Origin of the sequence: Exiguobacterium acetylicum DSM 20416, assembly GCF_000702605.1 — a bacterium.
Taxonomy (GTDB): Bacteria; Bacillota; Bacilli; order Exiguobacteriales; family Exiguobacteriaceae; genus Exiguobacterium_A; species Exiguobacterium_A acetylicum.
Window position 1 is genome coordinate 1,834,549 of sequence record NZ_JNIR01000001.1, and the last position, 21,497, is coordinate 1,856,045.

19 protein-coding genes and 1 pseudogene are annotated in these 21,497 nt (G+C 46.9%); 3 read left to right on the forward strand and 17 right to left on the reverse strand.

What is annotated here, in order from left to right; translation table 11 throughout:
- Positions 1 to 2: 2 nt before the first annotated feature.
- Positions 3 to 1,469, reverse strand: a complete 1,467-nt coding sequence (locus P401_RS0109875; RefSeq protein WP_029342310.1) for a UDP-N-acetylmuramoyl-L-alanyl-D-glutamate--2,6-diaminopimelate ligase — start codon at positions 1,467 to 1,469, stop codon at positions 3 to 5.
- A 257-nt stretch (positions 1,470 to 1,726) separates the two neighbouring features.
- On the opposite strand from P401_RS0109875, the gene P401_RS0109880 reads away from it, so the two are divergent.
- Together P401_RS0109880 and P401_RS0109885 are read left to right on the forward strand one after the other, a co-directional pair.
- Positions 1,727 to 2,155 carry a MarR family winged helix-turn-helix transcriptional regulator gene (locus P401_RS0109880; protein ID WP_029342311.1) on the forward strand — a complete coding sequence of 143 codons (429 nt, stop codon included), beginning with the start codon at positions 1,727 to 1,729 and terminating at the stop codon, positions 2,153 to 2,155.
- Positions 2,152 to 3,339: an MFS transporter gene (locus P401_RS0109885; protein ID WP_029342312.1), complete on the forward strand. Its 1,188-nt coding sequence runs from the start codon at positions 2,152 to 2,154 to the stop codon at positions 3,337 to 3,339. The genes P401_RS0109880 and P401_RS0109885 overlap by 4 nt, the downstream gene beginning before the upstream one ends.
- A gap of 66 nt (positions 3,340 to 3,405) precedes the next feature.
- Here P401_RS0109885 and pheT read toward each other — a convergent pair whose 3' ends face one another.
- The 8 genes and pseudogenes from pheT to infC form a co-directional block, all read right to left on the reverse strand.
- The gene (gene pheT / locus P401_RS0109890) at positions 3,406 to 5,802 is read right to left on the reverse strand and encodes a phenylalanine--tRNA ligase subunit beta (protein WP_029342313.1); all 2,397 of its coding nucleotides are present in this window, start codon (positions 5,800 to 5,802) and stop codon (positions 3,406 to 3,408) included.
- 12 nt (positions 5,803 to 5,814) lie between these two features.
- The gene (pheS, locus tag P401_RS0109895; protein ID WP_029342314.1) at positions 5,815 to 6,837 is read right to left on the reverse strand and encodes a phenylalanine--tRNA ligase subunit alpha; all 1,023 of its coding nucleotides are present in this window, start codon (positions 6,835 to 6,837) and stop codon (positions 5,815 to 5,817) included.
- A 308-nt stretch (positions 6,838 to 7,145) separates the two neighbouring features.
- Positions 7,146 to 7,931: a TrmH family RNA methyltransferase gene (locus tag P401_RS0109900; protein WP_412767686.1), complete on the reverse strand. Its 786-nt coding sequence runs from the start codon at positions 7,929 to 7,931 to the stop codon at positions 7,146 to 7,148.
- The gene (locus tag P401_RS0109905; RefSeq protein WP_029342316.1) at positions 7,906 to 8,988 is read right to left on the reverse strand and encodes a M42 family metallopeptidase; all 1,083 of its coding nucleotides are present in this window, start codon (positions 8,986 to 8,988) and stop codon (positions 7,906 to 7,908) included. The genes P401_RS0109900 and P401_RS0109905 overlap by 26 nt, the downstream gene beginning before the upstream one ends.
- A 16-nt stretch (positions 8,989 to 9,004) precedes the next feature.
- Positions 9,005 to 9,484 (reverse strand): annotated as a pseudogene (locus P401_RS0109910) (dUTP diphosphatase); the annotation flags it as partial.
- 118 nt (positions 9,485 to 9,602) lie between these two features.
- Positions 9,603 to 9,962: a 50S ribosomal protein L20 gene (gene rplT / locus P401_RS0109915; RefSeq protein ID WP_012371057.1), complete on the reverse strand. Its 360-nt coding sequence runs from the start codon at positions 9,960 to 9,962 to the stop codon at positions 9,603 to 9,605.
- A 37-nt stretch (positions 9,963 to 9,999) separates the two neighbouring features.
- Positions 10,000 to 10,194, reverse strand: coding sequence for a 50S ribosomal protein L35 (gene rpmI, locus P401_RS0109920; RefSeq protein ID WP_023469015.1), 195 nt, complete (start codon positions 10,192 to 10,194; stop codon positions 10,000 to 10,002).
- A 27-nt stretch (positions 10,195 to 10,221) separates the two neighbouring features.
- Positions 10,222 to 10,752 carry a translation initiation factor IF-3 gene (gene infC, locus P401_RS0109925; protein ID WP_029342318.1) on the reverse strand — a complete coding sequence of 177 codons (531 nt, stop codon included), beginning with the start codon at positions 10,750 to 10,752 and terminating at the stop codon, positions 10,222 to 10,224.
- 433 nt (positions 10,753 to 11,185) lie between these two features.
- Here infC and P401_RS0109930 point away from each other — a divergent pair, with 433 nt between their 5' ends.
- Entirely contained in the window at positions 11,186 to 12,655 is a 1,470-nt protein-coding gene (locus P401_RS0109930; protein ID WP_029342319.1) for a catalase, read from the forward strand.
- 48 nt (positions 12,656 to 12,703) lie between these two features.
- Here P401_RS0109930 and P401_RS0109935 read toward each other — a convergent pair whose 3' ends face one another.
- From P401_RS0109935 to P401_RS0109970, 8 genes are all read right to left on the reverse strand, one after another.
- Complete coding sequence (locus P401_RS0109935) at positions 12,704 to 13,909, reverse strand: glycoside hydrolase family protein (protein ID WP_236627107.1); 1,206 nt, start codon at positions 13,907 to 13,909, stop codon at positions 12,704 to 12,706.
- A gap of 220 nt (positions 13,910 to 14,129) precedes the next feature.
- Entirely contained in the window at positions 14,130 to 16,070 is a 1,941-nt protein-coding gene (thrS, locus tag P401_RS0109940; protein ID WP_029342321.1) for a threonine--tRNA ligase, read from the reverse strand.
- 310 nt (positions 16,071 to 16,380) lie between these two features.
- Positions 16,381 to 17,298 (reverse strand): primosomal protein DnaI, encoded by a 918-nt coding sequence (gene dnaI / locus P401_RS0109945; protein WP_023469020.1) that lies wholly within the window; start codon positions 17,296 to 17,298, stop codon positions 16,381 to 16,383.
- A 12-nt stretch (positions 17,299 to 17,310) separates the two neighbouring features.
- Positions 17,311 to 18,672: a replication initiation and membrane attachment family protein gene (locus P401_RS0109950; RefSeq protein WP_029342322.1), complete on the reverse strand. Its 1,362-nt coding sequence runs from the start codon at positions 18,670 to 18,672 to the stop codon at positions 17,311 to 17,313.
- A 72-nt stretch (positions 18,673 to 18,744) separates the two neighbouring features.
- Positions 18,745 to 19,221: a transcriptional regulator NrdR gene (nrdR, locus tag P401_RS0109955; protein WP_023469022.1), complete on the reverse strand. Its 477-nt coding sequence runs from the start codon at positions 19,219 to 19,221 to the stop codon at positions 18,745 to 18,747.
- A 13-nt stretch (positions 19,222 to 19,234) separates the two neighbouring features.
- Entirely contained in the window at positions 19,235 to 19,603 is a 369-nt protein-coding gene (locus P401_RS0109960) for a hypothetical protein (RefSeq protein WP_029342323.1), read from the reverse strand.
- 107 nt (positions 19,604 to 19,710) lie between these two features.
- On the reverse strand, positions 19,711 to 20,097 hold the full coding sequence (gene speD / locus P401_RS0109965; protein WP_023469024.1) for an adenosylmethionine decarboxylase: 387 nt from the start codon (positions 20,095 to 20,097) through the stop codon (positions 19,711 to 19,713).
- 257 nt (positions 20,098 to 20,354) lie between these two features.
- Positions 20,355 to 21,398: a glyceraldehyde-3-phosphate dehydrogenase gene (locus P401_RS0109970; RefSeq protein ID WP_029342324.1), complete on the reverse strand. Its 1,044-nt coding sequence runs from the start codon at positions 21,396 to 21,398 to the stop codon at positions 20,355 to 20,357.
- Positions 21,399 to 21,497: the final 99 nt, after the last annotated feature.

A 21,497-nucleotide genomic window follows, 5' to 3' on the forward strand; every position in this document is an offset into this window, starting at 1 on the left:
TTTTAAACGACGGACTCCCCTTCAGACAGTCGTTCTAATTCCGCAAGAAGTATGTGTTTTTCATTAAAAGGAATCGTTTTTGTACCGATTCGTTCTACCTCATCATGACCTTTCCCGACGATGACGATGCGTTTTCCTTCGTGCGCCAGATGCGCTGCTTGTACGAGCGCTTCGTGACGGGATGTATGGCACCCTACTAAATGTTCACGTGGAATATCGACGATTAGCTCTTCGATGATTTGATCCGGATTCTCTGTCCTCGCATCATGGACCGTTGCGATGATGTGTTCACAATATTTGCTTGCGATTCGCCCCATCTCTGCTCGTTTCGTTCGATCACGCTCTCCAGCTGCGCTTAAAACGACCGATAGCGACTCTCCGGAAGAAGTGAGTGCCTGTAAACATTTTTCTAGACCATCCGGTGTATGGGCATAATCGATATAAATCTCACAAGGTGCCCAGTCCAATCGTTCAAGTCGTCCTTTCGGCAATTCCAGTTCTGGAATATGACGAATCAACGTATAGAGATTGGCATCGCCTGCCCGCAATAATCCCATCGCCGCCGCTAAATTCGCTGCATTGAATTCACCTAGTAAAGCTGTCGGCACACGCGTCGTCGTCTCATCGATGCGCACGTTAACAGTATCCGTCAGCCATTCGACTGCGATTTGTGATGTTCGGTGCGGTTGCGTCGTATACCAGATGACGGGTTGCAAAGGCGCAGCTTCTCGCATGACGCGACTCCAACCATCTTCTCGATTTAAGACGATGGTCCGACCATTTGACGCAGCGACTTGTTGAAACAATAAGGCTTTCGTCTTGGCGTAATCCTCCATTGAATGATGGTAATCCAAATGATCATGTGTCAGGTTCGTAAATGCTGCCGAGTGGAAGGAGACTCCCTCGACTCGACCTTCAGCTAATGCATGAGAAGACACTTCAATGATGCAATCCGTCATGCCTTGTTCAACCATTTCATACAACAGTCGATGTAAGATGATGGCTTCAGGCGTCGTATTCGGCGTCTCAATGAGTTCCTCATCAATTCGTGCACCGACCGTGCTGATCATGCCGGCTTTTATACCTGCTGCTCGAAAGAGATCATACGCCAATTTCGTCGTCGTCGTTTTTCCATTCGTTCCGGTTACACCGTAGACACGCATCTTTTGACTCGGTTGATCGTAAAAGCGATTCGCGACTTGACCTGCAAGTCGTTTCGTATCCGGCACAGTAATGACGGGAACCGGACAATCCGGAAACGATCGTTCAGCTAAAATCGCCGCAGCTCCGTTTTTGATTGCCTGATTGATATAATCGTGACCATCAACAGTGTAGCCGTTGATACAGATGAATAATCCGCCAGGTGTGATTTGTCTCGAATCTGTTGCGATATTCGTGATGAGTGGATTGATTGCTTCATTTATAGTGATTGGTAATAGTTCAGTCAGAAGCTTCGCTAGTCGATTCATGATGTACTCTTCCCTTCTTGTCTCTTCTCTATGTCAAGATGATTTAGTCAACCGATCACATAAGCAGTCGTATCCATGGTTTCAAGTAAATCAAATACTCTTTTACGGAACATACCCGCTTTAATACCTGCTTAATCTTTTATCGTGCTAGAAAATAATTCACTTCAATGCATGAAATGAGCGTTTCTTCCCTTGCACCTCTTAATCAGCTTTGATACACTCTTAAAGTTAACTAGTTAACTAAAAGGAGAAATAAAATGCTCTACACACAAGAAGATGTTCTCGGACAATTATCAAAAGTCTCACGTCTCGTCAAACGAGAGATTGATGCTACTTTGCTTCCATACTCTTTACACACGGGTCAATGGGCACTAATAAAAGCAGTTGCATTACTACAACCTGTTTCACAAGTCCAATTGGCAGATTATCTAATCATTGAAAAACCAGCTGTGACAAAAACCGTCTCACGTCTTGAGACGCTTGGTTTCATCACTCGGATAAAAGAAGGACGAACACACTTTGTCTCATTGACACCTTTAGCCATCGAACGGTTCGACCAAATCGACGCTGCGGTTCAAGAAACACACCAACGATTACTTACCTCCTTCTCCCTTACCGATCAGCAACAGCTCGGTGAGTGGATGACGCACTTACTTACTCTACATCGACAGGAGGAATCCTTATGACTGCTCGGTTATTCTCGCGTCATTACGTCATGACGCTGATCATTAATCTATTGCTCTTCATCACGTTTTATTTATTAAATGCGTCACTTCCTTTACTCGCTGCTAAACAGTTTCCAGTCTCCGCTTCAGCACTCGGGTGGATCGTGACGAGCTTCATTCTAGCAACCGTCTGTTCTCGTCCATTGATTGGTCACTGGTTGGATCGTTACGACTTAAAGCGCATCTTGATGATCTCTGCAAGTCTCTTTACAGTCATGAGTATCTGCTATATGCTTGTCCTACCTTTGGAATCATTTTTCTATCTAATCATCATCCGTATCATCCACGGATTTAGTTTCGGGATGTTATCTTCTTCGATCAGCCTCGCCGTCACGACACTGATTCCAAAAACACGTCAAGGCGAAGGGATGGGGTATTTCGTCCTGTCGATGAACTTGGCATCCGTCCTTGGTCCTGTCATCGGTCTTGCCTTTATTCAAGAAAAAGCATTCGTTCTGTACTTCGTGACAGTTGCTGCCCTAGCAGTCATCGCCTTGTTGTTCATGATGCGTCTACCGCTGACGAGCCAACATGTTCCAAGTACTTCCGCGTTTCGTCTAAGCCAATCTCTCTTCTTATCACGTCCGCTTTTGTTGGTCGCGACTCTTTTGGCAGGCGTTGCGATTTCTAGTACATCCGCCTTCATCTCACTGTATACGGACTCGATTGGACATATCGCATATGCTTCTTATTTTTATGCGTTAGTCGCTCTCGGAATGGTCGGGATTCGACCAATTGCCGGAAAATTGTTTGATCAGCGAGGGGCTGCATTCGTGCTGTTGCCGTCTTATGCCCTTTATATGATTGGCTTTGTCATTCTCGGCATGTATCCTTCGTTTGCTGGTTTATTGACTGCTGCCATCATCATTGGTATCGGTTCTGCTTCCATCTTCCCGGGACTTCAAACTGTCCTCTTGAACTTCGCGCCGCCCGCACAGAAAGGAAAAGCCATCTCGACCTTTTTCCTTGCTTACGACACAGGCTTTGGAATCGGTGCCTTGATTCTCGCCACAGTCGCAAGCGGCATCGGCTATTCTAATATGTTCTTATCCTGTAGTCTGATCGTTCTCGTAAGTGGTCTACTGTATTTCACCTTTACGAAACGAAAAGCTGCGTCATCTGAAACAGAAGAACTTGCTTCTTAAATCTATCCCATTAAACGAAAACAGCCGCCTTCCTTTGAAAGGAAAGCGGCTGTTTGTTTATCCTGATTATGCGCGAAGTTCCGCATTAAACGTTTCTTTCACTGCATCAACGACTCGCTGTTGCGCTGTCGTGATTTCTTCATCGACTAACGTCCGTTCTTTGTTTTGATAACGGAGGGAGAAAGCAAATGATTTTTCATTCTCTCCGACGTTCTCACCCGTATAGACATCGAACAATTCGATCGTCTGTAGAAGTGGACCGGCTGCTTCCGTCATGACATCAACGATTGCTTGTGCTGGCACTGAACGTTCGACGACGATTGCTAAGTCTCGTGTCATCGATGGGAAACGTGAAATTTCCGAATAGACCTGCTCTTCCTTCGAACGCAGTACCATCGCCTCTAATTCAAAGACGTACACTTCTTTTAGACCATACTGTTCTTTTGACAGACCAGGATGGACTTGACCGACGAATCCGATCGCTTCTCCGTCAAGCAGAATGCGTGCCGTCCGTCCTGGGTGCATCGATGGAATGTTCGCTGCCTCGAACGTCAACGTGACACCGGCTGCAGATCCGAGTGTCTCGACGATTCCTTTCATGACGAAGAAATCCGTTTTGACAAGTGTTCCGTGCGCCCGGTGTTGTTCTGACACACCGACTGCGACACCACCGATCATTTCTTGTTCGATCGGGAGTGTTTCAAGTGACGCATCCCGTTGCAGATAAACACTGCCGAGTTCATAAAACGCAACGTCGGCATGCTGTCGTGCGACGTTATGCTGCGCGACTTCAAGGAGTCCCGGAATGAGTGACGTCCGCAGTGTCGAACGGGCTTCACTGATTGGCATCGCCAGTTTGACCGGATGCAAATCTTCCCGTTCATTAAATTGCATCGCGCGTTGTTCGCTCGTCAATGAATACGTGATCGCTTGTGAAAGACCCGCTCCCTGCAATGTCCGGCGTAAATGACGACGGTGTATGTTCCGTTTCGGTAAAAAACCACGGCTCGCTTCAGACGGTAAGCTTGAAGTCAGGGCATCATATCCATAGAGACGTGCCACTTCTTCTGCTAAATCAGCTGGGATTTTCAAGTCTTGGCGGCGAGTCGGTACGCTGACCGTCAAGGCATCACCCGACAATTCAACACCGAGACCAAGACGTTCGAGTAACGTTTGCATGACCGTTCCTTCGATTTCCATACCAAGACGATGATTGATGTATGAGACACTTGCTTCAATCAAATGATCGTCAAGCTCGAGCGTTCCGGCTTGAGCGACACCCGCTTGAACCGTTCCACCCGAGAGTTCAGCAATCAAAGCTGCTGCCCGATCGAGTGCTAACAAGACACGACGTGGATCAACACCTTTTTCGAAACGGGCACTTGAGTCAGAACGAAGTCCAAGAACACGGCTCGTCTTCCGAACGGAAATCGGTGCGAAGTAAGCTGATTCTAAAATGATCGATGTCGTGTTCCCGTCAACTTCGGTATTCGCTCCACCCATGACACCAGCAAGTGCGACCGGGCGTTCCCCGTCTGTGATGACGAGCATCGAAGAATCGAGCGTCCGTTCGACTTCATCTAGCGTCGTGAACGACTCCCCTGCGCGCGCTTGACGCACGACGATCCGTTTTCCGAGTTTTTCGGCATCAAATGAATGAAGCGGTTGACCTGTCTCGAGTAAAACGAAGTTCGTAACGTCGACGACGTTGTTGATCGGACGAATGCCGTTCGCGATCAAACGGTTTTTTAACCAAGTCGGTGATTCTTGAATCGTCACGCCTTGAATTTCTCGTGCCGCGTAGAACGGGCAGTCCTCTGAATCAAGCGTCACGTCGACTGCCGTCGCAGTTTCTGCTTCTTTGACTTCAACGACCGGGAAAGTCGGTGTCGTATCATAAAGCGCCGCCACTTCGTGTGCGACACCATACATACTGAGGCAGTCCGAACGGTTCGGCGTTAACCCAAGTTCGAGGATTTCATCGCGTAGACCGAGTAACTCCAAGACGTCTTGTCCTGGTGTGACTGGTTCACGGAACGTATGAATCCCGTCCTGCTCATCTTCTCGGATATATTTCTTTTCGAATCCGAGTTCTTCGAGTGAACAGATCATCCCTTCTGAGACGACACCGCGCAATTTGGCACGTTTAATTTTAATACCTGGTAAGCGAGCTCCGACACGTGCGACGATGACATCTTGTCCAGCTTCGACGTTCGGTGCACCACACACGATTTGAACCGGTTCGTCTTGTCCGATGTCGACCGTCGTGACGTTCAATTTATCTGCTTCTGGATGTTTTTCTTTCGTTAACACACGTCCGACGACGATATTGTTCAACGCTTCATCCCGGACATCGACGCCTTCGACTTCGATCCCGCTCTTTGTAATCAAATCAGCCAAATCTTGTCCTGACGTGTGACTGACATCCACATATTCGTTCAACCATTGTTTTGAGACTAACATCTGCGTTCCCCCTTAAAACTGTTCGCTGAAGCGAACGTCATTCGTATAGAAGTGGCGAATATCATCGACACCGTATTTCAACATGGCAATCCGTTCGATACCCATTCCGAATGCGAATCCTGACATTTTCGTGCTATCATATTCAGCCATTTCAAGAACGTGAGGATGGACCATTCCCGCACCCAGAATTTCAATCCAACCCGTCTGTTTACAGATATTGCATCCTTTACCGCCACATTTGAAACACGAGACGTCGACTTCGACGGACGGCTCTGTGAATGGGAAGAAACTTGGGCGTAAGCGGACTTCACGTGCTTCACCGAACATCTGCTTCGCGAAGGCTTCAAGCGTTCCTTTTAAGTCTGCCATCGAAATCGATTCTCCGACGACGAGTCCTTCGACTTGCATGAATTGGTGCGAGTGCGTCGCATCATCTTCGTCTCGACGATAGACTTTACCTGGGCAGAGAATGCGGATCGGTTCACCTTTAGAAGCGAGCATCGTCCGTGCTTGGACCGGTGACGTATGCGTTCGCATCAAAATTTCTTCCGTGATGTAGAATGAATCTTGCATATCGCGTGCTGGGTGATCCTTCGGTAAATTCAACATCTCGAAGTTGAAGAGATCTTGCTCGACTTCTGGTCCTTCGGCAATCGTGTAACCGAGTCCGACGAAGATGTCTTCGATCTCATCCGTCACTTGTTGCAAGAGGTGCGCATGACCGACCTTTTTCGGTCGTCCTGGTAACGTGACGTCAATTGCTTCCGCTGCCAGTTTCGCATCCATTTCTTGTTGTTTGACAGCTGTCAGACGTTGTTCCAATTGCTCTTGGATCGCTTGACGGACCGTATTTGCGATCTCACCGACGACTGGTCGTTCTTCCGCTGATAACTTTCCCATTCCTCGTAATACTTCTGTGATTGGCCCCTTTTTTCCGAGATACTTGACTCGGACATCATTGAGTTCTTTTTGTGTCGTTGCCTGATCGACTAATGTCAACGCTTCATCGCGTAATGCTTCTAATTGCTCGCGCATCTTTCCCACTCCTTTAGTTGAAGATATAAAAAAACGTCCCTCCGGCAAATGCCGAAGGGACGATGTAAACACCGTGGTACCACCCTTGTTTGACTTTTCAATCGAAAAGTCCTCCAATCGCGCGATAACGGGCGCATCCCGTCACGATCTCTCGTGCGACTCCGGAGTGAATTCGGTTAGCAGATTCACGAAGCAGTTTTCAGTCTACGACCGCTTCTCCCTGATTGAATCGTTCCCTAACGTACTCTGTTCCATCAACGTCCATGATATATTCCTGATGTTCACTTTAGCATGAACGCCTGTCGGTTTCAATCCACGCTTGCAAAATGATAGAGCAAAATACCAGCCGCTACTGCTGCATTCAGCGACTCTGCTTTACCACGAATCGGAATGTAGGCACGCTCATCACAGTACGAGAGCAACTCTGGCGCAACGCCTTGTGCTTCATTCCCGATGATTAAACCGAGTGCGTCCATCGGTGCGATCCCTTGATAAGACGTCGCCCCTTCTAACGCCGTTCCGATTACCGCAATTCCTTGCTCGTGCAAGGCATTGACTGCCTCTTCGAGCGGCATGGAGATAACAGGTAGGTGGAATAGCGATCCTTGCGTCGCACGGATGACTTTTCCGTTATAGACGTCAACTGTTCCCGGTCCGACGACGACACCATCGAATCCAGCTGCGTCAGCTGTCCGAATCATCGTTCCGACGTTCCCTGGATCTTGCAGACGATCGAGGAGCAGATAGCGTCCTCGCTCTAATTGTGCCGAAGCTTGTTTCATCTCACAGACAGCGAAAATGCCTTGCGACGTTTCCGTCTCAGCCAATACTTTGATGACGGCATCATCGATCGTAAAGACATCGGCATTTCGTTTCCAAGAACCGGGTACTTGGTACGATTCACGCACGATCAATTCCTTGACGATTCCGGCGCGAACAGCTTCTTCAATCAGATGTTCTCCCTCAATCAAAAAGCGATTCGTCTGCAGACGTCCTTTTTTCGTTAAGAGTTTTTTCCATTGTTTAACGATTTCGTTCTTTGCTGATGCGATGTGCTTCATTGTTTTATTACCCCTCGTAGATCGCTTGGACAGTCTCCGCATCTAAACGTTTTGTCACAGCAACGACTAAATCGACGGCTGCTTCGAAATCGGCTTTATGCATGATTGAGACGTTCGTGTGCAGGTAACGGATCGGTACAGTCAATGCAAGTGATGGAACACCTGTATTCGATAAGTGGAACTTCGCTGCATCCGTTCCGCCACCTGGTGTTAAGTCCAGTTGATACTTGATATTTTCTTCTGTTGCAACTTTCGTCACGAAATCAATCAATCCGCGATGTGCGATCATCGTTGCATCGAACATGATGACTTGAACGCCTTCACCTAATTTCGACAATGCTTCACGATCGGTCATCCCTGGCGTGTCACCCGGGATACCTGTATCGACAGCAAAGGCGATTGATGGTTTGAGCAAGTGTGCGACAGTTTGAGCCCCACGTAACCCGACTTCTTCCTGAACAGTCGCTCCTGCGAAAATCGTGTTCGGATGACCGTCTGCTTTTAAGCGTTTGATTGCTTCGATTGCGATGGCACAACCAATCCGGTTGTCCCACGCTTTTGCCATCAAGAAGTTCTCATTTTTCATCACAGTAAATTCGCAATGTGGAACGACCGTATCACCCGGACGAATTCCCCAACCGTCGACTTCTTCTTTTGATGAAGCACCGATATCGATGAACATATCTTTAATGTCGACCGGCTTATTGCGCGCTTCCGGTGGTAAAACATGAGGTGGTTTTGCACCGATTACACCTGGAATGACTTCACCAGATGACGTTACAATGTTCATACGCTGTGCCAAGAGGACTTGACCCCACCAACCGCCGAGTGGTTGGAAACGAAGGAATCCTTTTTCATCGATCTTCGTGACCATGAATCCGACTTCATCCATGTGACCAGCAATCAATACACGTGGTGCATCTTCGCCTGCGCCTTTATGTTCAGCAAACAGACTACCGAGACCATCTTGGTGGAATGCTTCTGCATGAGGTTCTAAATATTCACGCATGAGGCTCCGGACTTCTTTTTCGTTTCCCGGTACACCTGTTGCGTCCGTGAGACGTTTTAGCATATGTAATTGTTCGTTCATCTGATTTCCTCCTTAAGTAACCGTTGTCTTGTCGCACATGGTTTGCTTCATTTTTAGAAATGTAAGCCTTGAAAATCATATCCTGTGTAAAGCCTAGTGTAGCACCTAATGCAAGGTATGCACCAATCAGAACGTCATAACTTTGTTCCGTCCGCGAAATCGCAAAGACGTTCGTTTTGTTATAGACATCTAAAAAAGCATCCGTTGCTGTCAAATAGAAGTCACCTTCTGTAAAATGACTTTTCTTGTACTCAAGCGCTAGACCTAGTGAGAGTAGAAAATGGACGCCATCGACATATTCCTCAAGAATTGTGACTTGAGCGGATGGTCCCTTCTTCGACCAGAACTTAAAGCAACGTGTCTCGTTCGCAAGTTCACCGAGTTCGACCAATAAGGCGAGTAAACGCTCGTCGAATTGATTGCCTGTCAATTGATGTTCTGACTGAATCCGTTTATCCAACTGTTCTTGCATCTCAAAAAGTGTCAACCAATCCATCTTTAATTCTCCTTCTATCTAAAAAAATCATATGACCGTCTCATCGACGTGCCTTCTTATTTTATCATTAAATCGAAAAAAACGTCGGAGAATTAAATTCCCCGACGAATTGTAGAACTTAAGCGTTCAATTTTGCTTTTGCTGTGTCAGCAAGTGAAGCAAATGCAGTTGCATCTGTAACTGCGAGGTCAGCGAGCATCTTACGGTTAACGTCGATACCTGCTAATTTAAGACCATGCATCATGCGGCTGTAAGAAAGACCGTTGATACGTGCTGCCGCATTGATCCGAGTGATCCAGAGGCGACGGAAGTCACGTTTCTTTTGACGACGGTCACGGTAAGCGTACATGAGAGATTTCATGACTTGCTGTTTCGCAACCTTGAAGAGTGTATGTTTCGAGCCGTAGTAGCCCTTAGCTAATTTGAGTTGTTTTTTACGACGTTGACGAGTCGTATATCCGCCTTTTACGCGTGGCATATAAATTCCCTCCTAAATCTGTATACGATTGGATAAATTACTTCGCGATCATGTGACGGATGCGTTTGAAGTCACCCGTAGATACCATGCTAGCTTTACGTAATTTACGTTTCGCTTTTGTTGATTTGTTACCGAACAAGTGGCTTGTGTAAGCACGACCACGTTTCAATTTGCCAGAAGCAGTACGTTTGAAACGTTTAGAAGCACCGCGGTGCGATTTCATTTTAGGCATGAGAGATTCCCTCCTACTTCGATTCGATTAGTCTTCTTTCTTAGGAGCAAGCACGAGGAACATGCTGCGTCCTTCCATCTTCGGTCTCTGTTCCACAACACCGAACTCACTTAAATCCGTTGCGAGGCGTTCGAGAACGCGTTTACCGATTTCCGAGTGAGTGATGGCACGACCGCGGAAACGAATACTCGCTTTCACTTTGTTACCATTCTCCAAGAATTTCTTCGCATTACGGAATTTCGTTTGGAAGTCGTTCTCCTCGATCGTCGGGCTAAGACGAACTTCTTTCATCTGAATCACTTTCTGATTCTTCCGAGTTTCTTTGTCCTTCTTTTGCATCTCGAAACGGTATTTACCGTAGTCCATGATCTTACAAACTGGCGGCGTCGCTTGTGGAGCGACCATGACGAGGTCAAGTTCCGCTTCCTCTGCGAGACGTAGCGCTTCGTTGCGTGATTGGACACCTAGTTGAGCACCATCCGCTCCGATAAGACGAACTTCCCGGGCACGGATGCTTTCATTGATTAACAGATCTTTGCTAATGGTTAGCACCTCCATCGTGCAATGCACGAAAAATGAATGATAGAAAACGCTATAAAAAAAGCGTCGGCAGTTCTTCCCGCCCACACTCATAAGGAACGTCAAAGCATAGCAATCGCTATACATTGCGTATCTTCATGATGAACCAGTACGAGTCGTCATACATGGTGAGAAGCGGGATGCTTCTGCTTTGTTGTCATTTCACTTTGCTATCATAGCACTTGTTTTCCCGTGATGTCAAGCCGCTTTCTATGTTCTTACAGAACGTTGCTCACATACTTGATTATAATAGCAATCCTTTAGCGGATAAGCAAGAAGTTTCTAACCTGATTTTCACGGGTACATTCACTACATGTCAAAAAGATTCAGAACATTCGCAAGCAAAATTGTTTATTTAGAATGATTATTGTTTTATAATCAATGTAATCTTACATAAAGGGGAGAATAACAGATGACTGAAAAACGATTAACGACCAATCAAGGTGTACCAATCGGAGACAATCAAAATTCACGCACGGCTGGACGTCGTGGACCTACATTATTAGAAGACTATCAATTAATCGAAAAGATGGCCCATTTCGACCGGGAACGTGTACCTGAGCGTGTTGTACATGCTCGTGGATTCGGTGCTCACGGTGTCTTCACTGTGAAAAACTCGATGAAAAAGTACACGAAAGCTGCGTTTTTACAAGAAGAAGGGACAGAAGTTCCTGTCTTCGCCCGTTTCTCGACTGTTATTCACGGCACGCATTCTCCAGAGACACTCCGCGATCCACGTGGATTCTCTGTCAAGTTCTATACAGAAGAAGGAAACTGGGATTTCGTCGGGAACAACCTTCCTGTCTTCTTCATTCGCGACGCTATGAAGTTCCCGGATATGGTCCATTCACTTAAACCAGATCCACGCACGAATATTCAAGATCCCGATCGTTACTGGGACTTCATGACACTTCGTCCAGAATCGACGAACATGCTCATGCACCTTTTCACGGATGAAGGTATTCCTGCAAGCTACCGTAAAATGCGTGGTTCTTCCGTCCACTCATTTAAATGGGTGAATGCTCACGGCAACACGGTCTATGTTAAACTTCGCTGGGTACCAAAAGCTGGCGTTCATAATCTCTCAGCTGAAGAAGCAACAGAGATTCAAGGAAAAGATTTCAACCATGCTTCAAACGATACGTTCCAAGCGATTGAAGACGGAGATTATCCGGAATGGGATCTGTTCGTACAGGTGCTCGATCCGGCTGACGTCGATCAGTTCGATTTCGACCCGCTCGACGCAACAAAAGATTGGTTTGAAGATGTCATCCCGTTCCAACACGTCGGTACGATGACGCTGAACAAAAACGTCGACAACTATTTCGCTGAAACGGAATCTGTCGGGTTCAACCCAGGTGTCTTGATTCCAGGGATGTTGCCATCTGAAGATAAGTTGTTACAAGGTCGTCTGTTCTCTTACTCGGACACACAACGCTACCGTATCGGAACGAACTATCAACAACTTCCGATTAACTGTCCGTTCGCACAAGTGAATAACTACCAACGTGATGGTGCAATGCCAGTTGGTCAGCAAACGAGTCCGGTGAACTACGAACCGAACCGTTATCAAGAAGAACCAAAAGAAACACCAGAGTATACGGAAGAAAACCAGCCGTTACTTGATGATAAACATGGTCGTCTCGAAATCGAGAAGACGAACAACTTCGGTCAAGCCGGCGAAGTATACCGTCGTTTGACAGAAGACGAGCAAGCAGCTCTTCTGAAGAACCTAGTCAATGATCTCGAACAAGTACGTCATGAGAACACAGTCTTGCTCGCAATCTGTAACTTCTACCGTGCTGATGCTTCACTCGGTCAGAAACTATCAGAAGCGCTTCAAGTCGATATCGAACCGTTCTTGCAACAAATGCGTTCGTAATATGACACAAGCACCCTTGACTTACGTCTTGGGTGCTTTTTTTATGTCTTAGTATGGAATGAAATCGTAGCGTTCTGCCGTCTTGTACGTGAACTCATTGAGTTTCTTGAATAAGACGATTTGATCGAGACCGACCTGCTTGACCGTATTTTGTTGCATGTAACGTTTTTGTTCTGACGTAAACGTATTATAGATGGGAGCATAACCATTGCTTTGGAACGGTTGCATTTGAATCGCCCGATCCGCATCTTCAAATCGATTGTAGCGAATCGTCCCTCCGACAACTCCTCTACCGAGAATCGTCATCGCTTTTCCATCCGCCCGGTGCACATTTCGAATCGTATTGTAACGAACCGTCGGATTCTTCCAGTTCATCATCGAAATCGCGTAATCCTTTGTTCCGTCAATCGTATTTTTTTCGATCCGGACATTCGTGTGTAATCTATTTTCTGTGTATTGATGTGTGCCAATTGCCACGTTGATATTACGGAACAGGTTATTGCGAATCATGATATCTGCGTTCGGCGTTCCGTCTTGTTTCGACCACTTCCAGTTGAAGCCCTTTGTGATCGGGTCTGGTGTATCGAGATTAATCGATTCATTCGGACCGGTATTCGGGATCATGACGGCGTCGACGAATTTCATGTTTTCGATGACTGCCTTCTTCGTCGCATCAAGTTCCATCGCATGTGAACCTTTTTGATTCCGTACTGTGATGCCGCCGATATACAAGTTTTGATTATGGGCAATGGCGAATGCTGAACCACGCGTATATCGCTTCAAGTCGATTTGCGCATTCCCTTTCCCGATGATTTTAACGTTCTGTGAGCCATCATACTTTCCGACCTTTTTGTTCAAACGCAACACGGATGGAGCAACAAGATCAAATACACTAGTCGTCGAACTAATCTTCGTCGTTCCCGTTTCCGTCGTCTTCTTGATGATGACGCCATCTTCCAAGATCACCGTCGTATTGGACGGAATACCGACACGTAGTGGAGACAGGTACGTTCCTTTCGTCAAGACGAGTGTCCCGCCACCCTCTTTTTCAAGACGCTCCAAATAGGAGCGCATCGTATAGTGATTACGCGTCTTTGCGTTATAGGTCGTATATTTACGGATCGTCGGGTCAATTGCTTCTGTTTTTGGTGTGATCCGGTACGTCTTTTTTGTCGTCGCCGCACTCACTTCACCCGGATGAATACCAATCAAAAGTGAAGATGCGATGAACACAGCAAGAGTCGTCTGCTTCATTTTTTGTAACTTCCTTCCCCTTATATCAAAACATTACATCTACTAAAGGTTTATTATAGCATTTATCCAATTAAAGGAAAAAATTTTTTCGGTTATATTGGATAGATTTAGCTGAATGATCTCTCTTTTTCATCGGCATGCTGCTTCTTTCTTTTGATTATCACATCACAAAAAAAGTCCGCCCTACATCAGCAGGACGAACTCTTTCGTGAGACTATCATTATTTTGAACGATTCGCGATTTCTTGTTCTAAGTCGGCGACGAATTGTTCAAGTGATGCATTACTTGAATCTTTTGAACCGTAGCGACGAATATTGACTTCGCGTGATTCGACTTCTTTGTCACCTAAAACAAGCATGACTGGTACTTTGTTGACTTGTGCTTCACGAATCCGGTATCCGAGTTTTTCGTCACGGAAATCTGTTTCAACACGAATTCCCTTCTTCAGTAGGATCGCTTTGATTTCACGGGCATAGTCTTCATGAACTTTAGAAACCGGAATCAATTTCACCTGAACCGGTGCGAGCCATGTTGGGAACGCGCCTTTGTATTCTTCAATCAGATATGCGACGAATCGTTCCATCGTCGAAACGACACCTCGGTGTAAGACGACCGGACGATGATCTTGTCCGTCATTTCCTTTGTATGTCAATTCGAATCGCTCTGGTAAGAGGAAGTCGAGTTGGACTGTCGAAAGCGTCTCATCTTTACCAAGCGCTGTCCGAACTTGAACGTCAAGCTTCGGTCCGTAGAATGCAGCTTCGCCTTCTGCTTCGAAGTATTCGAGTTCGAGCTCATCCATCGTTTCTTTCAACTCACGTTGCGCCATTTCCCAAATCGCATCGTTATCGAAGTACTTCTCTTTATCCGCTGGGTCACGGTACGAAAGACGGAATTTGTAATCTGTGATCCCGAAGTCAGCATAGACTTCTTGAATGAGGTGAACGATGGCTTTGAACTCATCTTTCATTTGGTCAGGGCGGACGAACGTATGCCCATCGTTAAGGACCATGTAACGAACGCGCTGAAGACCAGTCAAGGCACCAGACATCTCGTAACGGTGCATACCACCAAGCTCCGCAACACGAAGCGGTAAATCACGGTACGAACGCGGTTCGTTTTTGTAGACCATCATGTGGTGTGGACAGTTCATCGGACGAAGAACGAGTTCTTCATTGTCCATCTCCATTTTCGGGAACATGTCATCTTGATAGTGATCCCAGTGACCCGATGTCTTGTATAGATCGACTGAACCGAGGACCGGTGTGTAGACGTGCTCATATCCAAGTTCGAGTTCTTTATCGACGATATAACGCTCGACTGTTCGACGAATCGCTGCTCCTTTTGGTAGCCACATCGGGAGTCCTTGACCGACTTCTTGGGAAGTGAAGAACAAGCCAAGTTCCTTCCCGAGTTTACGGTGATCCCGCTCTTTCGCTTCAGCAAGGAAGTGGAGATGTTGTTTCAACTGATCTTTTGTCGCCCATGCTGTACCGTAAATCCGTTGTAACATCTTGTTTTTTGAATCGCCACGCCAGTAAGCACCAGCAATGCTCATCAATTTGAAGACTTGTAGCTTCGCTGTCGCTGGAACGTGTGGTCCACGGCAGAGATCGAAGAATTCGCCTTGACGGTAAATCGTCAAATCCTGATCAGCAGGAATCGATTCGATCAATTCGACTTTCAACGGATCATTGAGTTCTTTATAAATCGCGAGTGCTTCGTCACGCGAGACGACTTCCCGTTCGATTGGCAAATTCTCACCGGCGATTTTATTCATCATTTTCTCGATTTCTGGTAAGTCTTCTTCTGTCAGACGACGTTCCATATCGATGTCATAGTAGAAACCATTCTCGATCGTCGGTCCGATTCCGAGATGAATCGTTTCATCCGGATACAGACGTTTGATGGCTTGTGCCATCAAGTGAGCTGAAGAGTGACGAATCAAATCGAGCCCTTCTTCTGAATCCGGCATGATCAATTCGATTGTGCCATCCTCTTCGATTGGACGACGATAATCGATTGCGTGCCCGTTTAGTTTTGCAGCAAATGCTTTTTTACGAAGTCCTGGGCTGATTGAAGCAGCGACTTCTTCTGCTGTCGTACCGACTGCAAATTCCTTTACGGCGCCATCTGGAAATGTAAGTGCGATGTTTGACATGACTGTTTCCCCCTTTAACAAAATAAAAAAGACTCATCCCTAAAAAGGGACGAGTCTTAATCTCGTGGTACCACCCTCGTTCCCGGACCAATGCAGGTTCGGCTCGAACACGCGTTAACGGGCGTGAGGCGCAAACGGATTAGCCCCGTTCGTGCTATGAGGGAGTAAAGACATGAATGATTCCATGAGAAGCTTCCACCATTCTTCTCTCGCTAGTTTGGTTCATTTCATACTTCATATCCTCAATCGTTGCATCGTCTATTGACGTGTCATTAGTATAACGAATCGATCGCTTCCTTGACAAGGAAAATTAGTAGCGACGTCGATTTTCACCAAGGAACTCAATCGGTTGCGTCGTCGTCCGGATCCGCTCCATCAATCGTGCGGCCTTTAACTTATCGCCTTGATCGTTCGTAATCCCGAAATGGAGCTCGAGTTCATCATAAGATAAGTTCGAGCTGAACAATGTCGGCAGACGATGCATCATGCGATATTGCAAAATGATCCCGAACAACTCATCCCGTACCCACGGACTGATCGATTCTGCACCGATATCATCAATTAATAAGACTGGAATCGTTTGGAATCCTTCGAGGAACGTATCGAACGAGTCCGACCGGATCCGCCGTTTTGCTTCAGCGACGAACCCCGGGGCATGGACGAGAATCGTTGCAATCCGTTCTTTCTTCAGTGCATTCCCGATCGCAGCCAAGAGATACGTTTTTCCGACACCAAAGCTACCGTGCAGGTACAGCCCCTTTACATGCTCTTTTGAGCGCAAGTGATTGAGGAACTGCGAAGCCGCGCGCAAGGCGAGCTTGCGGTCCGTCGTCGACAAGTCGAAATCGCTGAAGTTCGCATCGCGCACTTCATCCGGCAGGAACAGACTCTTGAACTTTTTCTCAAGTGCACGTTCATCTTCTCGGTCTTTGAGTGCTTGCGACTTCTCATACGAGACGACGATCTGTCCTTTTTCGACGTGCAGGATCGGCTGATAGCCTTCGATGACGGCTTTGCTTTCGATCAATCGATTCCCATCCATCTGTTCCGCGTATTCGTTCAGTTTGAGCATTCCCCGCTCGATCATCCGTTGATCAATCTCCGGATGGGTCCGTAAGAACATGACGACCCCCGGATGAGACAACACCCGTTGTTGAATCGCTCGAACCGATTCTGCGACGTCCGGTCGACTTAATATTTTTTCGATAGATGATTGGATATGTTCCATGTCCCGACTCCTTTAGTTCCCCTTCAGTTCTCGTAAGATTCGTTCCATCTCTTCATCGTCTGGAACATCTGCTTCGAAACTCGCTTTTTTAGAGGCTTCATACTGTTGCTGCTTCGCCTTCTCTTCTTGCAACCACTTCGGATTCGGACCGCCGTTCGTATTGCTCGTCCGTCCCCGACGTCCACCGACAGTCTGACGCGCACGTTCTTGTTTTTGCTCCTGCTTCTTCGCAATTAAGTCATCCTGCTCCTGTGTCTTCGCCAGCGCCTCGGATGCTGTCACGTATCCCTTCTGTTTCCAATCATCAACAATTGATAAGAGGAAGTTCTTACTGAAGCGATTGTCTTTTTTGACGACAAGCGCATAGTAGTAGGCGGCATTGACAATCCCGGATGACATTTCATAATCGATGATCAATTGCTGGATCAATTCTTCATCCCGTTCAGACAATGCTTTGACTTTTCGCAACTTCGCGACATAATGCTTCGGATGGGTACTTTCCATCGTTTCCGTCGCTTCAACGTCTCCGACCTCAATCGTGTCGAGTGAGGCGACCTTCGCTTTTTTCTCGCGGCTGAGTTTTTGTTTCGCTGATAACATCATTTGTTTGCAACGTTCCTGTTTCTCAGCATCGGTCATCGGCAAGTATGCTTCGTGACGGAAACGGGCATTCAACAATTCCGCCATCAGCGCTTCGTTCGACTGCGTGACATAGGCAAGTTTTATGAGCAGATGATCAATCGCCTTTGAATAAAATGTCCGTGGTAGAAAACGGTCGGTCTGACGTTTCATCTCTTCTAGATCAAATGAATAATCAAATTCATATACTGCTCGTTCCTGTTTGGCATAGGCTTTCGGCTGATGCGCGGAAGCAAGACCAGCTTTCACATCGAACACTTGGTCAAATCGAACCGTCCGATCAACGATGTTCTTCGGAAGCGGCTCCGTCCGGAATCGATGTTGGAGGGAGCGGAAACGAATTTCACCGACGCGGTAGAATAGCAGACTCGATAACACCCCGTCATTCAAAAAAGTGTTTGGAGCGAGCGGCACCCGGATTTGGTAGATGTAACGATACGCGGCTTGGCGCGCTTCGAACGTCCGGATCAAACCGATGCCTTCTAGCTTGAACAACTCTTCCTTGAATTCATCGACAGAAAAACCGAGTAGTGTTCCGAGTTCCGCATGGGAGATGTATTGGGATTTTGTTTTTCCCGGAATCATCTCGCTCCAAAACGTTTGATAAAGTCCAAGTGCTTTGACGCCGATGATCGGCTGGTACAAATAATATAAAGATTGATAGGCTTCACGGTCGACGACACCATTGCTCATCACTAAGCAAAGATCGGTACCGGAAAGTTCACGTTCTACCATCTGACTCGTCCTTTCCTTAGGGAGAAAAAGAGAGGTACGCTGACCGGACAGACGACCTCTCTTATATCACGTTCAATTTTCACGGTCATTTTCTTGATGTCGCTCCATCAGCTCAGAAAGCTCTTGGAAGAAGACATTGATGTCCTTGAATTGTTTATAGACACTCGCAAAGCGAACGTATGCCACTTCATCGACGGAAGCTAGTTCATTTAACACGAGACGCCCGACCTGCTCACTTGGAATCTCATGCTGAGCTGTCGCTCGTAATGCCTTTTCGACTCGACTGACGACTGTTTCTAACTGTTCAATTGAAATCGGTCGTTTTTCACAGGCACGCACTAGTCCCCGCAAAATTTTATCACGATTGAACTCGTCGCGCGTTCCGTCTTTCTTTACGATGATTAAAGGGGTCTGTTCGACCATTTCGAAAGTCGTAAAGCGATAGCCGCAAGACTCACATTCACGTCTCCTCCGAATCGAACCGAAATCCTGGACCGGTCTTGAGTCCAGTACTTTTGTTCCGTTAAAATTACAGGCTGGACAGCGCATGCCGTACCTCCGTTCACGTGATTTCTTTTGTTCCAATCATTTTTAATCGGTATCCCGCATCAAGTGAGGCATAGATTCGCTCGATGTGTTTTTCGAGATCAGGTCCGAGAAGACTCTCACGATGTAAGAATAGATCGACGGCCGTACGTCCGCCCGCCACCATGATGACGGTCGCGAGTCCGTCGACTTCTTTTAATGTAAAAGCGAGTTCTCCACGTTCCGCGTCAACACGACGCACCGTCCCACCCTCTTGCTTTAAGATATTTTTTAAACCAGCAAACAACATCTCGACCGTTGCTGCGTAATAGTGTGTGCGTAGATTTTCGTTTTTATGTGTATCGGATGTCTCTAGCTGTTTTTGTAAGCGTCCCTTCAGTCCCATGGTCATCCTCTTTTCTTTGTTTCTTCTACTATTAAGAATAACAGACGTCAGACATATTAAAAAGCCCTCGTCTGAACGACGAGGGCTTGACGAATTCGTGTGTGTTGTCAGTTGACGTGCTGGACAGTAGCCGCTGGAACTTGAACTGGTCCCATACCACGTGGAATTTCGACATTTTCACGGATTTTCGCATCGAGCTTTTCAGCAATGTAGTTCGCTGCGATGGCTGGATCGATCCGATCCCCACAAGTAAAGACATCAACCGATGCATACCCGTGCTCTGGAAAACTGTGAATCGTCAAGTGCGATTCAGAGATAATGACGACGCCACTGACGCCGTGTGGTGCAAACTTGTGGAATGCTACTTCTCGTACTTCTGCACCTGCTTGAAGTGCTGCGTCAACGAAAAGTCGTTCAACGAATTCCATGTCGTTCAATTTTTCAGGATTACAATCCCAAAGTTCTGCAATAATGTGTCTTCCCATAGTATCCATTTGTGGATCCCCCCTACATTCAATGGTCTTCAAAGTAGTTGATCACTTACTTTGCGCCTGAGTCGTTCGCACCCACGGGGGAAAGTTAGTCCAGAGAGGTCCTAACCCTTTAAGCTGCGATTGCCAGACCGATTGAAGTTCACGATTTGAATTATAGCGAGTATCAAAAAGATACACAAGGATAAATTTCAAAAATTAATACATTTCTAGAAAAAAACGGGACAGGTCCCGTCGTTACTGGGATCTGCCCGTTGTCATTAATTCAATTCAAGTTCTTTTTCAACCGTTCCCATCGCCTCTAAGTGCGCCGAAACAAGGTGTACGAGGTCGACGACGCGGCAAGAGTAACCCCACTCATTATCGTACCAAGCGAGGACCTTCACTTGACGACCACCCATGACCATCGTCGAGAGTCCATCGACGACCGTCGAACGCTCTTCTCCGTTGAAGTCGATCGAGACGAGCGGTTCCATCGTCATTCCGAGAATACCGTCAAGCGCACCGTCCGCTGCTTTCGTGAACGCTTCGTTCACTTCAGCAACCGTCGTATCGCGACTAACTTCGACGACGAGATCGACGAGTGAGACGTTCGGTGTCGGAACACGAAGCGCGAGTCCATTCAATTTCCCTTCCAAGTGTGGCAAGACGAGTGCGATTGCCTTTGCTGCACCTGTCGATGTTGGAATGATGGATGATCCACATGCGCGGGCGCGTCGTAAATCCTTATGCGGATTGTCAATATTATTTTGATCGTTCGTAAACGCATGAACCGTCGTCACGAGACCGGATTCGATTCCGAATGCCCGGTCGATGACTTGCACGACAGGTGCGAGACAGTTCGTCGTACACGATGCGTTCGAGACGATAGCATCTGTTTCATGATCATACATGTCGTCATTGACACCCATGACGATCGTTCGGACATCCCCTTTAGCAGGTGCCGTGATGACGACCTTTTTTGCGCCTGCCACTAAATGCTTCGCAGCACCCGTATCTGAGTTGAACTTTCCTGTCGCTTCGACGACGATATCGATGCCGAGTTCCCCCCACGGCAATAGCTCAGGATTGCGTTCACTGACGATTTGAATTTGTCTTCCGTCAACCATCAACGCCCCATCGATGATGTCGACCGGATAATTGAATTTCCCATGTACCGTGTCGTATTTAATTAAATGTGCGAGTGTTTCAACTGGATAACTTGCATTGATTGCTACGACTTCGCTTTTCCCCTCAGCGATCAGACGTCGAAAGACCATTCGACCAATTCGACCAAAACCATTGACTGCCACCTTGACTCCCATGTGCGGATCCCCCTTCAATGTGACGGATGTAGCTCCGTTTACAGATAGAACTATATCATGAAATGTAAGCGATTTCATTATGTTCTCTAAAAAAAGTGA

Coding starts and splice junctions, on each gene's coding strand:
- P401_RS0109960 (WP_029342323.1), bottom strand. CDS start 19,603: ATGGGACTGAAGGGACGCTTACAAAAACAGCTAGAGACATCCGATACA.
- thrS (WP_029342321.1), bottom strand. CDS start 16,070: ATGTCAAACATCGCACTTACATTTCCAGATGGCGCCGTAAAGGAATTT.
- P401_RS0109885 (WP_029342312.1), top strand. CDS start 2,152: ATGACTGCTCGGTTATTCTCGCGTCATTACGTCATGACGCTGATCATT.
- nrdR (WP_023469022.1), bottom strand. CDS start 19,221: ATGCGCTGTCCAGCCTGTAATTTTAACGGAACAAAAGTACTGGACTCA.
- infC (WP_029342318.1), bottom strand. CDS start 10,752: ATGGAGGTGCTAACCATTAGCAAAGATCTGTTAATCAATGAAAGCATC.
- P401_RS0109970 (WP_029342324.1), bottom strand. CDS start 21,398: ATGGGAGTCAAGGTGGCAGTCAATGGTTTTGGTCGAATTGGTCGAATG.
- rpmI (WP_023469015.1), bottom strand. CDS start 10,194: ATGCCTAAAATGAAATCGCACCGCGGTGCTTCTAAACGTTTCAAACGT.
- speD (WP_023469024.1), bottom strand. CDS start 20,097: ATGGATACTATGGGAAGACACATTATTGCAGAACTTTGGGATTGTAAT.
- rplT (WP_012371057.1), bottom strand. CDS start 9,962: ATGCCACGCGTAAAAGGCGGATATACGACTCGTCAACGTCGTAAAAAA.
- pheS (WP_029342314.1), bottom strand. CDS start 6,837: ATGCGCGAGCAATTAGAAGCATTACGCGATGAAGCGTTGACATTAGTC.
- P401_RS0109930 (WP_029342319.1), top strand. CDS start 11,186: ATGACTGAAAAACGATTAACGACCAATCAAGGTGTACCAATCGGAGAC.
- P401_RS0109875 (WP_029342310.1), bottom strand. CDS start 1,469: ATGAATCGACTAGCGAAGCTTCTGACTGAACTATTACCAATCACTATA.
- P401_RS0109950 (WP_029342322.1), bottom strand. CDS start 18,672: ATGGTAGAACGTGAACTTTCCGGTACCGATCTTTGCTTAGTGATGAGC.
- P401_RS0109935 (WP_236627107.1), bottom strand. CDS start 13,909: ATGAAGCAGACGACTCTTGCTGTGTTCATCGCATCTTCACTTTTGATT.
- pheT (WP_029342313.1), bottom strand. CDS start 5,802: ATGTTAGTCTCAAAACAATGGTTGAACGAATATGTGGATGTCAGTCAC.
- P401_RS0109905 (WP_029342316.1), bottom strand. CDS start 8,988: ATGAACGAACAATTACATATGCTAAAACGTCTCACGGACGCAACAGGT.
- dnaI (WP_023469020.1), bottom strand. CDS start 17,298: ATGGAACATATCCAATCATCTATCGAAAAAATATTAAGTCGACCGGAC.
- P401_RS0109880 (WP_029342311.1), top strand. CDS start 1,727: ATGCTCTACACACAAGAAGATGTTCTCGGACAATTATCAAAAGTCTCA.